Below are 12,153 nucleotides of genomic sequence, written 5' to 3'. Positions count from 1 at the left end.
ACACCCGCCGGCGAGTCAGCCCGCGTCGGCGTCGCGCGCCATCCGTCGGCGCTCGGCGGTCTCGCGCCGCAGCCACTGGGCGACGTCGACGAGCTTCATGTTGGTGTCCTGGGAGGAGCGCACCAGCATCTGGAAGGCATCGTCCTCGTCCACGTCGAAGCGTTCCATGAGGATGCCCTTGGCCTGCCCGATCACGTCGCGGCTGTCGACCGCCCGCATCAGGTTGGTCGCGTGCTGGCTGCCGTAGAGCAGGATCGCGGCCTGCGCCCCGAACAGCCCGGCGGTGAGGCGGGCGTTGGCGTCGAAGACGTGCGGCCGGCCCCCGTAGAGGTTCAGGGCGGCCCGCATCCCGCGGCCGTCGGTGCAGAGCCGGGTCGAGAGCACGGAGCGGTACCCGGCCTCGACGGCGTGCGGCGCGAAGTCCGGCCAGCGCGCGGCGTCGGCGCCGGCGAGGTCGTCGGCGAGGACGAGCCCGTCCTCGGACGGGTCCTCGAGGGCGGTGATGCAGGGACCCTCGTGCAGGTCGCTCTGCAGCTGGTCGAGCTTGGTCACCGAGCCGGAGGTCGGCGTGCGGGCGGTCACGCGGCCGTCCTCGGTGATCGAGAGACCACCGGCGTCGGCCCCCGGCACGGTGTCCACCGCGGCGTGCACGATGCCGGCCAGGGTCTTCTCGAGGTCACGGATGCTGCGCTGGCGCATGAGGTCGCCGGCGGCCCGACGGAGGATCGGCAGCAGCGACTCGACGACTTCCACGGGGGACGTCCACCTTCACCGGTCGAGGGCGGTGCGGGGAGCAGCACGTCGATGTGGCGTGCCGGCAGGGCAGCACCGGAGCGGCATGCCCTGGCCCGCACCGTGCCTCGGTGCCCGGGGAGGTACATGATCTACGGGACTGTCGGGCGCACTCCCTCGGTGGAGGAGCTGCGCCCCGCGTCCTGAGGGCAGCCCGCGGGGTGGACTGCCGGGGGCCACGCCGGGCGTGGCGTCGGGGTGGTGCCCGATCGTGCGGTCGCCGAACCGTCCGCGAGCGCGGCGACCCGTGGACCGCCGGGACGTGACCTCGCCGGGACGAGCCCGGGCCTCCGGCCGACGACTAGCGGGTGAGCCGATCGCGCAGGACGGCCTCGACCCACGGCTCGGTCTCGACCCACGGCTCGGTCTCGGGCGACGGCTCGGTCTCGGGCGAGGCGGGCTCGGTGTGCGTCGCGTGCGGGTACCGCAGGACCTCCGCGGAGCGCTCCCGCGCGGCTCGGGCCGCCGCGACCGAGCGGCGGGCGCGGGCGAGCATGGCCGCCCGCCGGGGTGGATCGGTGCTCCAGGGCATCGGCGCCTCCCGGACGTCGGCCGCCGACGGGTCGTTTCGACCCCTGCCGGCACGGCGGGTGGACCGGGGTGGCCGGAGCTACCCGATCGGGGTGAGCACGAAACCACCGTCCGCCCCGCGAGGGAAGCGGGACGGATCGACGCGGGACCGGCGACCGACTACGCCGGCCCGGCCTCGCCGGCGACGAGGCCGGAGTAGGCCGCGAGCAGGGCGACCCAACCGCCGCCGCCGTGCTCGATGGCGCCGTGGACACCCTCGCCGCCGACGAGGCGCTCGAAGTGGCGCTGCTCGACCTCGATGGTGGTCTGCTCGGGCCCGTCGGCGTGGAATCGGACCTCGATCTCGCTGGCGTGCGCGGGGTCGGGGTCGAACTGCCAGTCCCCGCCGATCTGCCAGGTGAACACGATCCGCTCCGGGGCCTCCCAGGTGAGGACCCGGCCCCAGTCGCACTCGCTGCCGTCGACCCCGCGCTCGAACCAGCGCCCGCCCTCGTGGGGCTCCAGGATCACGTCGGCGACCTCGACCGAGCCGATGTGGTACTGCCGGGGCCACCAGGCGCCGAAGTGCCCGGTGAACAGCTCGAAGGCGCGCTCACGGGCGACGTTGACGGTGGTCTTGCCCTCGATCGACGGGATCGGCGTGGTCATGGCAGCTCCCTGGTGGAGTCGTGGGTGGAGTGCGAGGCGGGGTGGTCGGTGCCGGCGGCCTCGTCGGCGACGCTCTGCTCGGCGAACTTGTGGAAGTCCGCCAGGGCGTGCTCCCACACGCCGTCGAGCCAGGTGCGCAGCGCGGCCACGCCCTGCGGGTCGAGGCGGTAGATGCGCCGGGTGCCCTCGGCGTGGGCGACGACCAGGCCGCCGTCCTTCAGCGCCTTGAGGTGCTGGGACACGGCCGGGCGGCTGATCGGGAGCTGCTCGGCCAGATCGCCGACCGCGCTGGGCCGGCGCGCCAGCATCTCGAAGATCGCGCGGCGCATCGGGTCGCCCAGCAACCCGAGACCGGCATCTCCGTAAGCTGACATGAACGGTAAGCGTAGAGCTACCGAGTCGCCGGCGGAAGCCTCCGTCGCGGGCGGGACACGACGCGGCGACTGCTCCTGCGGCCTGGGCGCTGCTGCGATCCCCGCCCGGACACGACGAAGGCCCTGGTCTCAGCGCCGTGTGGGGCTGTGACCAGGGCCTTTGCTGGTGGGCGATACTGGGATCGAACCAGTGACCTCTTCGGTGTGAACGAAGCGCTCTCCCCCTGAGCTAATCGCCCGCAGCGGACACGAGCCTAGACCATCAGACGATCGGGCTCTGCAGCCAGGTCCAGTGTCCGAGGCCCACGAGCTCGGCGACGAGGGAGAAGGCCCCGAGCAGCCAGAGGGTCGCGAGCACGATGGCGCAGGTGAGCAGAGCCAGCAGCGCCTTGACCACGACGTTCTGACGGCCGACCCACGCCATCCAGCGGTCGTAGTGGCGCCGGGCGAACCGGAGCAGCCGGCCGGCCCACGTGAACTCGGTCGCGAGGATGCCGAGACCCGCGAAGACGATCAGCCAGCCGGGCCCCGGGTACGGGATGGCGACGACGCCGAGCGCGAGCACGACCGTGCCGATGATCCCGATGGCCAGGCGCCAGGCCGTGTTGGCGCGCGGGTTGCGGCGCACGCGCGCCCGGACGTGCCGCATCCGTGCCCGCAGGGTGCGGCGGCGCGGCGGCGGGGGCGGCGTCGGCTGCTCCGGGGGCGTCGGCGGCGTCGGCTGCGCCGTCGCCGTCGACTGCTCGGCCGGTTCGCTCAACGTCCCACCTGCCCACTCGCGACGACTCTGGTCGGCGAGGCGGGCGCGGTCCGTCCGGGCTCGAGCGAGACCGCGAAGCCGGCGTACGGCACCGCCTCGGGCGTCGAGGGTACGGAACGGACGTCCGGACCCTGTCCCCCGACGTCGAACGTGCCGAGCGGGCGCGGGGTTCCGCCGGCGAGCCCCCACAGGACGTAGACCTCGTCGTTGCCGTTGGGCCCGAGCCCCGTGGCCAGCACCCGCGGCCCGGTGCCGTCGTCGACGACCACGCCGACGAGCCGGCCCTCGGGCGTGGCGAGGACGGCGTGCGGCACCCCGGGCGTCCCGGCGTCCGCCAGCACGTCGGCGATCGCCGCTTCGCGCTGCGCCTGCGCGGCCGCCGCGGCCTGGGCGCGGTCGCGCTCGGCACGCAGGGACTGGTTGGCGGCGGTCAGCCCGCCGATCGCCACGACGACGAGCACCGCGGCCGCGACCGCGAGCCAGCGGGTGGCGCGGCGACGGGGTGCGAGCGGTACGACGGTCCCGTCGTCCGTGTCGTCCTTGGCGTGCCTCGGAGCCGACGACGACCCGGACGACGACCCGGACGACGACGGGGACGACTCCGAGGACGCCCGGTCCGACGGCCTCGTCCGGGACGGCGGCACCGTCCCGGGGGCGCGCTCGGCCTCCTCCGCCTCGGCCGCGTTGAGCAGGCGCTGCCGCAGACCCTGCGGGGGGTCGACGGGCTCGACCGCGCCGGCGAGGTCGCCGAGGACCGCCGTGGTCTCGTCGACGGTGCGCCGGCAGGTCGGGCAGCCCGCGAGGTGGGCGGCGAACGCCGTCTCCTCGTCGTGGTCGAGGGCGTGGAGGGCGTGGGCGACGGCGAGGGCGTCGTGGTCGGCGGTGTGGTGGGTGCCGGGGGCGGTGTCGTCGTTCATCGCTCCTCCCCCTCCACCTCGACGTGCGGGCCCAGGAGGACCCGGAGCTTCTGCGTGCCGCTGAACATCCGGGACTTCACCGTCCCGAGCGGGACGCCGACGAGGCTCGCCACCTCGCGTTGCGTGTAACCACCGAAGTACGCCAGGGCGAGCGCCTCGCGCTGCTCGGCCGGGAGCTCGCCGAGCGCCTCGCGCACCTGCCCCGCGACCACCGCGCCGAGCGCCGCCTGGTCCGCGCCCGGTCCGGCGGGCACGCCCCACTGCCCGTCCGCCTCGGCGGCGGTCCGCCGGCGGCGGGTGGCCTCGCGACGCACGGCGTCGACGGCCCGGTGGTGCACGAGGGTGAGCAGCCAGCTCGACACCGCCCCGCGGGCGGGGTCGAAGCGCGCCGGCTCCCGCCACACCACGAGGAAGACCTCCTGCACCACGTCCTCCGCCAACCCCTCGTCCACGCAGACACGACGGGCGAGGGAGTACGCGGGGCGTCCGAAGCGGTCGTAGAGCTGCGCGAGGGCCTCCGTCTCGCGCCGGGCGATCCGTTCGAGCAATGTGGCATCGGTCACAGCACCGTCGCGGGCATCGTCACGCTCCGGAGTCGCCTCGGGGACTCCTCGCGACGCGTCCGTCACTGGTCGGACCTTTCCTCCGCTGGTTTGTCCGGGTCAGACGGCTGTCAGGCTAGTGCTCCCGGGGCGGGGGCGGACGCCCGCCCGGGGAGGGTGGTTCGTCACGGAACCGAACCGGGTAAGCGCCTGACCGAGTGCTCGTCCGGTGTGATGCGTGAGTGAGCCGGGTGAACCGGCGTCACAGGGTCGTCCGCCAGTCGTTTCCCCCGACGACAGCAGCGTGCGAAAGGCAGCCTCATGCTCAACGACCACACGACGATCCGCTCCACGGCGGTCTTCGACCTCGTCGGCCCGCCGAACCCGCCCGTGCCCGTCCAGGTCGAGATGCGGTACGACACCCGCGACCCGTACGCCGTGCAGGCGGCGTTCCGGACGGGTCGCGCCGGCTGGGTGGAATGGGTCTTCTCGCGCGACCTGCTCACCGAGGGGCTGCTGGGAGCCTCCGGTGCCGGCGACGTCCGCATCCGGCCGGCCGACGGCGACGCCGAGTCGATCGAGATCGAGCTCAGCTCGCCCTCGGGTCACGCCACCTTCCGCGCCGCGAGCCGTGAGGTGTCGGAGTTCCTGACCCGCACCCACGAGATCGTCGCGCCCGGGTGCGAGGACGACTGGCTGGACCTGGAGCACGCGCTCGGACTGCTGCTGTCGAGCGACCCGAGCTGACGAGCACCCCCCCCCCGCGATGAGCGGGGGACGCACGATGCAGTAGTGTTCTCTTCGTCGGCAACGGCGGGATCGGAACCGGAAAGACCTCCGAAACCCGCCGGCCACACGCGGACGTAGCGCAGTTGGTAGCGCATCACCTTGCCAAGGTGAGGGTCGCGGGTTCGAGTCCCGTCGTCCGCTCGGGAGGCTCTCGGCTGTACTGCTCCGGGTGGGCCGGACGACCTCCGGAAGCCTGGCGCAGTGGCCGAGTGGCTTAGGCAAGGGCCTGCAAAGCCCTGTACGCGGGTTCGATTCCCGCCTGCGCCTCGGGCGATTAGCTCAGTGGGAGAGCACTACCTTGACACGGTAGGGGTCACTGGTTCAATCCCAGTATCGCCCACCACAAAGGCCCTGGTCACAGCCCTGTAGAGGGCGCCGACCGGGGCCTTTCGGTGTTTCCGGGCCCGCGCGCGATCGCGCCGGCGCCTCGTTCCTCACCCCGCCGTCGGGACGGCGGCGGCCGGGGCGTCGGGCGCCCGGTCGTTCGTCGGCGGGTGATCACCGTGGCGGTGCACGATCCGCCACTCGCCGTCCTCGCGTCGGTAGACGTGCGTGACCCGCAGCGTGTAGGTCGCCGGCGCCCCGTCGACGACGACGGTCTTGTGCTCGAACCCGACCGTGTACGCGAGGTCGCCGCTCGCCCCCGCCGCCACCAGCTCGAGGTCGAACGCCCGGACGTCGGTGAAGCGGGAGGCGAGCCACCGGGCCACGGCGTCGACCGCGTCCCGGCCCCGGCGCACCCGGGCCGCGGCCCCGAAGAGGGTGACGGGGTCGCGGCGCGACCACGTCCCCGCCCGCCCGCTCGCGTCACCGCGGCACAGCGCGCGGTCCGCCGCGAGCTGGCGCGGCAGCATCTCGCCCAGGAACTCCTCGACCTCGGACATCCCGCCCTCCGATACAGTCAGACTCAGTTCAATACAGTGAGGGTGTAGCCGATGTCCGAGGGCGTCAAGAGGCGGTACGACTCCACCCGCCGCGCGGCGCAGGCCCGGGAGACCCGGCTCCGGATCCTCGAGGCCGCGCACGAGCTGTTCGTCGCGCAGGGGTACGGCGCCACCACCGTCGCCGAGGTCGCGGCCGCGGCCGGGGTCGCTCCCGAGACCGTCTACTCCGCCTTCCGCACCAAGCTCACGCTGCTGCGGCGCGCCTGGGACCTCGCCGTCGGCGGCGACGACCGCGACGTCCACCTGCTGGAGCGACCCGAGGTGCGCGCGGTGTTCGACGAGCCCGATCTCCGCGCCCGCCTCGCCCGGTTCGCCCGCGTCAACACGGCGATCATGCGACGCACGGCCGGGCTGCGCCTCGCGGTCGAGCACGCGGCCGGAGCCGATCCGGCCGCCCGCGAGCTCCTGACCGAGATCGACGGGGCGCGCCTCGACGCGATGGGGGCCCACGCCCGGGCCGCGGCGACCACCGGTCGGCTCGCGGTGCCCGAGACGACGTGCCGCGACGTCCTCTTCGCCACGACCGACGGTGCTCTGTGGCGGACCCTCGTCGAGCGTCGGGGCTGGTCGGACGACGACTACGCCGCCTGGCTCGGCCGCCTCTGGGTCGCGACGCTCGTGGAGGGCCTCGACCTCGAGGGGTGACCGCCACTGCGCCGTCCCGGTGACGAGCCGTGCTCCTGATCTCGCGGCGGTGCCACGCTGGGTGACACCGACCACATCCTTCAGGACGAGTCAGGGGGTCTCACATGACGATCACCAGCCCGCACCAGGCCGACGAGGTCTGGATGGATCTCTTCAACAAGGGCGACCTGGACGGGCTCCTGGACCTGTACGAGAAGGACGCCCTCCTCGTGCCCGAGCCGGGCGGCACCGCGCTCGTCGGCCCGGAGGCGATCCGCGAGTGGATGACGGGCTTCCCGCTGCGGGACCCCCAGATCGACCTCCGGACCCACGCCGTCCACGAGCGCGACGCCGAGGCCATCCTCTACTCGGACTGGACCATCACGGGCACCGGCGACGACGGACCGGCCCGGATGGACGGCCAGGCGGTCGTCCTGCTGCGCAAGCAGACCGACGGCACCTGGCTCCTCGCCTTCGACGACCCCTTCGCCCAGCGCTGACCCGCCGGCGGGGGACGGTGCCGTCGGCTCGCCCGACGAGGCGACCTCGGGAGACGATGGGGCGATGACGTCCTCCGAGCGGTCCCCCGCCGAGCTCCCCGACGACGCCGGCGGGGACCCGGCGTGCTGGATGCACCGGGTCTGCGACGAGTGCGGCCGGCTCGCCGACGAGGACCCGCCGACCACCTGCCCGGGCTGCGGGGCCCGGCTCGAGGCCGTCTGATCCTCAGACCATCCTCAGAGGTGGTCCGTTCCGTCCGTGGTCCGGCTCACCTAGGATCACTCGACGTGACGATCGACGTCCCGCTCCCCCGGTCGGGCGATGTACGCCGGTCCGCGCCGCGCACCTCGCCGTCGGGTGTCGTCGCGCCGGGCACGCTGCGTGTCCTGCGGATGCTCGCCGCCCACCCCGAAGGGGTGGACCTCGCCGCCCTCGGCGGCCACCTCGGCCGGACGAGCACGGGCGTGCTGCCCGTCGTCCAGGGCCTGCTGCGGGCGGGGCACGCCGAGCGCACCGCCGCGGGCGGGTACCGGCTGCGCCCCGGGCCGCGGTGGGGCGCGCCGTCGGGCTCGCCCACGCCCACCTCGCTGGCCCGCGAGCTGCCCGCGGTGCTCTCGGAGGCGGTCGGCGAGCTCTACCGGCGCACCCGCGCGTGGACCTACCTCGTCGAGTGGGCCGACGACGACCACCTCGACGTCGTCGACATCCGCGGCCACCAGGGTCTGGGGCTGATCCCCGAGCTCCCCGCGCGCATCCCGCCGTCGATGGCCCACGCACTGGCGGTCAGCAAGGTGCTCGTGGCCTTCGCCCCCGGCCGGCGCGCGCGCCTCGACCCGCACCGCTGGACGCCCTACACGCCGTGGACGATCACCTCGCCCACGGCCTACGACGCCGAGCTCGCCCGGGTGCGCCGGGACGGCTACGCGCTCGACCGCGAGGAGTACGCGACGGGGTTCGGGTGCGTGTGCGCCCCGATCGCCGACCCCGGCGGGCGGGTCAGCGCCGCGATCGCCGTCTCGGTGCCGGCGCCGCGCCTGCGCGCCGAGCACGACCGGCTCGTCGCCGACGTCACCGACGTCGCGCGCACGGCGCACCGGCGCTGGTACCGCTAGCTCCGACCGTCAGCTCTCGTCGTACTCGTCCGCCGCCTCGGTGCGCTGCCGTGCGATCTCCAGCGCGTGCTCGGCGGTCTCCTTGTCGGGGTACGGGCCGAGGCGGTCCGCCGCGCGGCAGCCGTCCCACGGCTCCACCCGGTGGTGCTTGAGGCAGTAGTACCACTCGTTCTCGTGGGCCACGGAGACATGCTGGCACGACCATGGGAGACGGAGCGAAGCGGAGCTCGACCCGATGGCGTGCGTCCCCGTGCGTCAGCCCTCGCCGGGCGCGACCCCGACGACCGCGAGCCCGACCCCGGCCCAGACCCGGGCGGCGCGCGGGCGGCCCTCGACGACGGCGGTCACCGTGTAGCGGTCGCGCACGTGGGCGTCGAACAGGGCGAGCAGCGCGGTCCCGTCGGCCCGCCGGTCCCGCACCGGCCGCAGCAGGAGCGCCTCGACCGCCACCGCGACGTGACGGGCGAGCCAGGACGCGACGACGGCGCGGTCCTCCTCGGGGCGCGGAGAGCAGGCGATGACGCGGTGCCCGGCCTCCGCGAGCGCGCGCACCACCGCGACGGCGGCGTCGACCGGCTCGCCGTCGGGGTCGGTGATGCCCTCGACCACGACGAGCACCGCGGGCGGCGTGCCGGGCACCGGCCGGTACGGCGCGCCGCCGGCCGAGGACAGGCGCGCCGGCTCCTCGAGCGGCGCCGGGCGGCCGGTCGCGGGGTCGAGGAAGCGGGCGGCGAGGTCGCGCAGGTGCTCCTCCCCCACGCGCTCGACGGCGGGGCGGGCGGCGTCGCGGCGCACGCACTCCTCGAGGTCGGCGACCACGTCCTCCACGTGCACGTCCGCGCCGCACGCCGCGGCCAGCGCGAGCCAGCGCCGCGCCGGCCCGGCGCGCAGGTTGGTCGCGTCGACGACGACGTCCACGCCGTCGAGCAGCGCCCCCCGGACGAGGCGCCACTCCGCCGCGGAGATGCGCCGCTCCACGGCGTCGACCGGCGCCGCGTAGGCGGGGTCGACCATGCTGCGGCGCAGGTCGTCGCGGTTGACCCGCAGGATCGAGCCCGGCCGCCGCGCCGCGACGAGCGCCCGCGCCCAGGTCGACTTCCCCGAGGCCGGCAGGCCGCGGGTCAGGTACAGGGTGGGGGTCAGGCCGGCCGCGGGCGGGTCGAGGCGAGGACGAGGTCGGCGACGAGCGCCGGGTCGTCGCCCATCGGGACGTGCCCACAGCCCGGCAGGATGTAGACCGAGGCGTCGGGCAGCGCGCGACGCAGGCGCCCGGACTGCCAGCGCGGCAGCAGGAAGTCGCGCGAGCCCCAGCCGACCGTGGTGGGCACCGACGACCGAGCCGGCGGCACCCACGTGTCGAGGTGGGAGAGCATCGTCGCGAACGACCTGCGCGGGTGGCTCAGGCCGTGCAGGTCCGCGCCGATCTCGGCGGGGTCGATGCGTGACGGGTGCGCCAGGAGCAGCCCGACGAGCGCGGTGCGCAGCACGGGCGTGCCGAGCATGCGCTCGAGTCGCGCCGACGGGATCAGCGCCAGCGCGGCGTGCGCCCCGCCGAGGATCGCCCGGGCGTAGCCGCGCTCCAGCGGCGACCAGAAGCCCGCCGGTGAGAGCGCCGTCGCCGACCGGACCGATCCCCGCGCCGCGAGCTCGAGCGCGACCAGCCCGCCCATCGAGTTGCCGACGACGTGGGGACGCTCCAGGCCCTGGGTGCGGCTGAACGCCTCGACGGCGTCGGCGAGCGGGGCGATGTCGCCGCGGTAGTCGCCGGGCAGGTCGGGCGACTCGCCGTGGTCGGGCAGGTCGATGGCCCACAGCTCGCGCTCGCCGGCGAGCAGCGGCACGACGCGGTCCCAGCCCTGGCGCCGGTGCGTGATGCCGTGCAGGAGCAGGACGGGCTCGCCGGTGCCGGTGCGCGTGTGCGCGAGGTCCACGGGTCAGTGCTCCCTGGGGTGGATGACGACCTTGCCCGTGACGCGGCGCTCGGCGAGCTCGCCGATCGCGGACGCGGCCTCGGCCAGCGGGTAGGTCGCGCTGATCGGCGGGGCGAGCCGGCCGTTCGCGACGTCGTCGCGGATCGCGTCCCACTGCCGGTGCATGAACCCCGGTCGCTTCGACGCGTAGGCGCCCCAGCCCGCGCCGACCACCGAGGTGTTGTTCAGCAGCAGGCGGTTGACCTTGACCGTCGGGATGTCGCCGGCGGTGAACCCGACGACCGCGAGGCGCCCGTCGTCGCCGAGGCTGCGCAGCGAGTCGGTGAAGCGGTCGCCGCCGACCGGGTCGACGACGATGTCGACACCCTGCCCGCCCGTGAGCTCCTTCGCGGCGTCCTTGAAGCCCTCGACCGGCACCCAGTGGTCGGCGCCCGCGGCCGTCGCCACCTCGCCCTTGCCCGCCGAGGACACGACGGCGATCACCGTCGCCCCGCGGGCCTTGGCGAACTGGATGCAGGCGACGCCCACGCCGCCCGCCGCGCCGTGGACGAGCACCGTCTCGCCGGGCTGCAGGTGGGCCCGCGTGTCGAGGACGAAGTGCGCGGTCAGGTAGTTCATCGGCAGCCCCGCGCCGACGTCGAACGAGACCCCGTCGGGCAGGGGGAAGACGGTCTCGGTGGAGCACGCGACGGTGGTGGCGAAGCCGCCGAGCACCGGCAGCGCGGCCACCCGGTCGCCCGCGCGGAAGCCGGAGCCGTCCGGGGCCTCGCGCACGGTGCCCGCCACCTCGCTGCCGAGCAGGAACGGCAGCTCGGGGCGCATCTGGTACTGCCCGCGGGTCAGCAGCAGGTCGGGGAAGACGACGCCGGCGGCCTCCACGTCGATGAGCACCTGGTCGGCGCCGGCTGTCGGCTCCTCGACCTCGTTGACCTCGACCGCCTCCGGCCCGTCGAGCCGGACGACCTGCACCGCGCGCACCGCGACCCCTTCCGAGCACCTGTGACCGTCAGTCGGGACGGTTTCTACAGCAGAGGCGCGGATCAGGTGAACCGGTAGACCGTCGTCCGGGTCGTGGACCCGCCCTCGAGGTCGGCGGTACCGGTGACGTCGTAGCTGGCCAGGGCCGTGCAGCGCCGCCGCGGCAGGTACTCGCGACCCGGATCCCCGACGACCACGTCGACGCCCGCCGCGCTCGCCTCGTCGCAGAAGCGCTCCATGTGCCGTGCCATCGGCTGCTCGTAGAAGACGTCGCCGGCGAGGACGACGTCCACGTCGAGGTCGTGGTCGCCGTCGAGGACGTCGCCGACCACCGCCACGTCGACGCCGTTCGCGGCCGCGTTGAGCCCGACGGCCGTACGGGACCGGGCATCGGTGTCGGAGGCGATCACGGCCTCGGCGCCGGCGAGGGCCGCGGCGATCGCGACGATCCCCGAGCCCGAGGCGAGGTCGAGCACGCGGCGTCCGCGCACGAGGTCGGGGTGGTCGAGGACGTGGCGCGCGAGGGCCTGCCCGCCGACCCACGCGAACGCCCAGAAGGGCGGCGCCTCCTCGTCGAGCGCCGACCAGGTGCGGTGGATGTCGTCGGCGAGCAGCAGCGTGATCTCGCCGACCAGCGGCGCGGTGCCGGGCGCGGTCCAGTCGCGGACGGCGTCCTCGTCACCGGTGTCACCGTCCGTCACGGTCACCCC

Annotated in this window: 18 protein-coding genes and 4 tRNA genes; 8 read left to right on the top strand and 14 right to left on the bottom strand. The window is 74.8% G+C overall.

The genetic code is table 11. From position 1 onward, the window contains the following. Nucleotides 1-15: 15 nt before the first annotated feature. The 8 genes from PGB27_RS27320 to PGB27_RS27285 form a co-directional block, all read right to left on the bottom strand. Complete coding sequence (locus tag PGB27_RS27320; protein ID WP_274203599.1) at nt 16-753, bottom strand: ANTAR domain-containing protein; 738 nt, start codon at nt 751-753, stop codon at nt 16-18. A 340-nt stretch (nt 754-1,093) separates the two neighbouring features. Further along, nucleotides 1,094-1,324, bottom strand: a complete 231-nt coding sequence (locus PGB27_RS27315) for a hypothetical protein (RefSeq protein ID WP_274203598.1) — start codon at nt 1,322-1,324, stop codon at nt 1,094-1,096. A gap of 158 nt (nt 1,325-1,482) precedes the next feature. Further along, entirely contained in the window at nt 1,483-1,971 is a 489-nt protein-coding gene (locus tag PGB27_RS27310) for an SRPBCC family protein (protein ID WP_274203597.1), read from the bottom strand. Continuing rightward, complete coding sequence (locus PGB27_RS27305) at nt 1,968-2,345, bottom strand: ArsR/SmtB family transcription factor (RefSeq protein ID WP_274203596.1); 378 nt, start codon at nt 2,343-2,345, stop codon at nt 1,968-1,970. Before PGB27_RS27305 ends, PGB27_RS27310 begins: the two co-directional genes overlap by 4 nt. A 164-nt stretch (nt 2,346-2,509) precedes the next feature. Next, nucleotides 2,510-2,584: transfer RNA gene (locus PGB27_RS27300), tRNA-Val, on the bottom strand. 23 nt (nt 2,585-2,607) lie between these two features. Beyond that, nucleotides 2,608-3,105: a TIGR02611 family protein gene (locus PGB27_RS27295; protein WP_274203595.1), complete on the bottom strand. Its 498-nt coding sequence runs from the start codon at nt 3,103-3,105 to the stop codon at nt 2,608-2,610. Beyond that, entirely contained in the window at nt 3,102-4,022 is a 921-nt protein-coding gene (locus PGB27_RS27290) for an anti-sigma factor domain-containing protein (protein WP_274203594.1), read from the bottom strand. The genes PGB27_RS27295 and PGB27_RS27290 overlap by 4 nt, the downstream gene beginning before the upstream one ends. Further along, nucleotides 4,019-4,585 carry a sigma-70 family RNA polymerase sigma factor gene (locus tag PGB27_RS27285; protein WP_274203593.1) on the bottom strand — a complete coding sequence of 189 codons (567 nt, stop codon included), beginning with the start codon at nt 4,583-4,585 and terminating at the stop codon, nt 4,019-4,021. Before PGB27_RS27285 ends, PGB27_RS27290 begins: the two co-directional genes overlap by 4 nt. Nucleotides 4,586-4,885: 300 nt before the next feature. On the opposite strand from PGB27_RS27285, the gene PGB27_RS27280 reads away from it, so the two are divergent. The 4 genes from PGB27_RS27280 (at nt 4,886) to PGB27_RS27265 (ending at nt 5,696) form a co-directional block, all read left to right on the top strand. Further along, nucleotides 4,886-5,311 carry an SsgA family sporulation/cell division regulator gene (locus PGB27_RS27280; protein ID WP_274203592.1) on the top strand — a complete coding sequence of 142 codons (426 nt, stop codon included), beginning with the start codon at nt 4,886-4,888 and terminating at the stop codon, nt 5,309-5,311. 110 nt (nt 5,312-5,421) lie between these two features. Next, a tRNA-Gly gene (locus PGB27_RS27275) sits at nt 5,422-5,494 on the top strand. Nucleotides 5,495-5,548: 54 nt separating this feature from the next. After that, a tRNA-Cys gene (locus PGB27_RS27270) sits at nt 5,549-5,620 on the top strand. A gap of 1 nt (nt 5,621) precedes the next feature. Further along, nucleotides 5,622-5,696, top strand: a tRNA-Val gene (locus PGB27_RS27265). A gap of 91 nt (nt 5,697-5,787) precedes the next feature. On the opposite strand, the gene PGB27_RS27260 is transcribed toward PGB27_RS27265, so the two are convergent. Then, entirely contained in the window at nt 5,788-6,237 is a 450-nt protein-coding gene (locus PGB27_RS27260; RefSeq protein WP_274203591.1) for a nuclear transport factor 2 family protein, read from the bottom strand. Nucleotides 6,238-6,288: 51 nt separating this feature from the next. Here PGB27_RS27260 and PGB27_RS27255 point away from each other — a divergent pair, with 51 nt between their 5' ends. The 4 genes from PGB27_RS27255 to PGB27_RS27240 all read left to right on the top strand — a co-directional run bounded on the left by PGB27_RS27255 (nt 6,289) and on the right by PGB27_RS27240 (nt 8,534). Continuing rightward, on the top strand, nt 6,289-6,942 hold the full coding sequence (locus PGB27_RS27255; RefSeq protein WP_274203590.1) for a TetR family transcriptional regulator: 654 nt from the start codon (nt 6,289-6,291) through the stop codon (nt 6,940-6,942). 104 nt (nt 6,943-7,046) lie between these two features. Continuing rightward, the gene (locus PGB27_RS27250; protein ID WP_274203589.1) at nt 7,047-7,421 is read left to right on the top strand and encodes a YybH family protein; all 375 of its coding nucleotides are present in this window, start codon (nt 7,047-7,049) and stop codon (nt 7,419-7,421) included. Nucleotides 7,422-7,485: 64 nt separating this feature from the next. Continuing rightward, entirely contained in the window at nt 7,486-7,644 is a 159-nt protein-coding gene (locus PGB27_RS27245; protein ID WP_274203588.1) for a hypothetical protein, read from the top strand. 65 nt (nt 7,645-7,709) lie between these two features. Then, on the top strand, nt 7,710-8,534 hold the full coding sequence (locus tag PGB27_RS27240) for an IclR family transcriptional regulator (RefSeq protein ID WP_274203587.1): 825 nt from the start codon (nt 7,710-7,712) through the stop codon (nt 8,532-8,534). Nucleotides 8,535-8,543: 9 nt separating this feature from the next. Here the strand turns inward: PGB27_RS27240 and PGB27_RS27235 are convergent, their stop codons facing one another. From PGB27_RS27235 to PGB27_RS27215, 5 genes are all read right to left on the bottom strand, one after another. Further along, entirely contained in the window at nt 8,544-8,717 is a 174-nt protein-coding gene (locus PGB27_RS27235; RefSeq protein WP_274203586.1) for a hypothetical protein, read from the bottom strand. Between the two features lie 72 nt (nt 8,718-8,789). Continuing rightward, on the bottom strand, nt 8,790-9,659 hold the full coding sequence (locus PGB27_RS27230) for an AAA family ATPase (RefSeq protein WP_274203625.1): 870 nt from the start codon (nt 9,657-9,659) through the stop codon (nt 8,790-8,792). A 14-nt stretch (nt 9,660-9,673) separates the two neighbouring features. Then, nucleotides 9,674-10,465 carry an alpha/beta fold hydrolase gene (locus PGB27_RS27225; protein WP_274203585.1) on the bottom strand — a complete coding sequence of 264 codons (792 nt, stop codon included), beginning with the start codon at nt 10,463-10,465 and terminating at the stop codon, nt 9,674-9,676. A 3-nt stretch (nt 10,466-10,468) separates the two neighbouring features. Beyond that, nucleotides 10,469-11,443 (bottom strand): NADPH:quinone oxidoreductase family protein, encoded by a 975-nt coding sequence (locus PGB27_RS27220; RefSeq protein ID WP_274203584.1) that lies wholly within the window; start codon nt 11,441-11,443, stop codon nt 10,469-10,471. Between the two features lie 62 nt (nt 11,444-11,505). Then, complete coding sequence (locus PGB27_RS27215) at nt 11,506-12,144, bottom strand: class I SAM-dependent methyltransferase (RefSeq protein ID WP_274203583.1); 639 nt, start codon at nt 12,142-12,144, stop codon at nt 11,506-11,508. Nucleotides 12,145-12,153 lie beyond the last annotated feature (9 nt).

It is taken from the genome of Actinomycetospora lemnae, assembly GCF_028737315.1.
In the GTDB taxonomy this organism is placed as follows: Bacteria; Actinomycetota; Actinomycetes; order Mycobacteriales; family Pseudonocardiaceae; genus Actinomycetospora; species Actinomycetospora lemnae.
This window is presented reverse-complemented; position numbering and strand designations above follow the sequence as displayed.

What these genes read in the sequence shown, in the direction of transcription:
- PGB27_RS27250 (WP_274203589.1), top strand. Translation starts at nt 7,047, where the DNA reads ATGACGATCACCAGCCCGCACCAGGCCGACGAGGTCTGGATGGATCTC.
- PGB27_RS27290 (WP_274203594.1), bottom strand. Translation starts at nt 4,022, where the DNA reads ATGAACGACGACACCGCCCCCGGCACCCACCACACCGCCGACCACGAC.
- PGB27_RS27280 (WP_274203592.1), top strand. Translation starts at nt 4,886, where the DNA reads ATGCTCAACGACCACACGACGATCCGCTCCACGGCGGTCTTCGACCTC.
- PGB27_RS27305 (WP_274203596.1), bottom strand. Translation starts at nt 2,345, where the DNA reads ATGTCAGCTTACGGAGATGCCGGTCTCGGGTTGCTGGGCGACCCGATG.
- PGB27_RS27310 (WP_274203597.1), bottom strand. Translation starts at nt 1,971, where the DNA reads ATGACCACGCCGATCCCGTCGATCGAGGGCAAGACCACCGTCAACGTC.
- PGB27_RS27260 (WP_274203591.1), bottom strand. Translation starts at nt 6,237, where the DNA reads ATGTCCGAGGTCGAGGAGTTCCTGGGCGAGATGCTGCCGCGCCAGCTC.
- PGB27_RS27315 (WP_274203598.1), bottom strand. Translation starts at nt 1,324, where the DNA reads ATGCCCTGGAGCACCGATCCACCCCGGCGGGCGGCCATGCTCGCCCGC.
- PGB27_RS27255 (WP_274203590.1), top strand. Translation starts at nt 6,289, where the DNA reads ATGTCCGAGGGCGTCAAGAGGCGGTACGACTCCACCCGCCGCGCGGCG.
- PGB27_RS27245 (WP_274203588.1), top strand. Translation starts at nt 7,486, where the DNA reads ATGACGTCCTCCGAGCGGTCCCCCGCCGAGCTCCCCGACGACGCCGGC.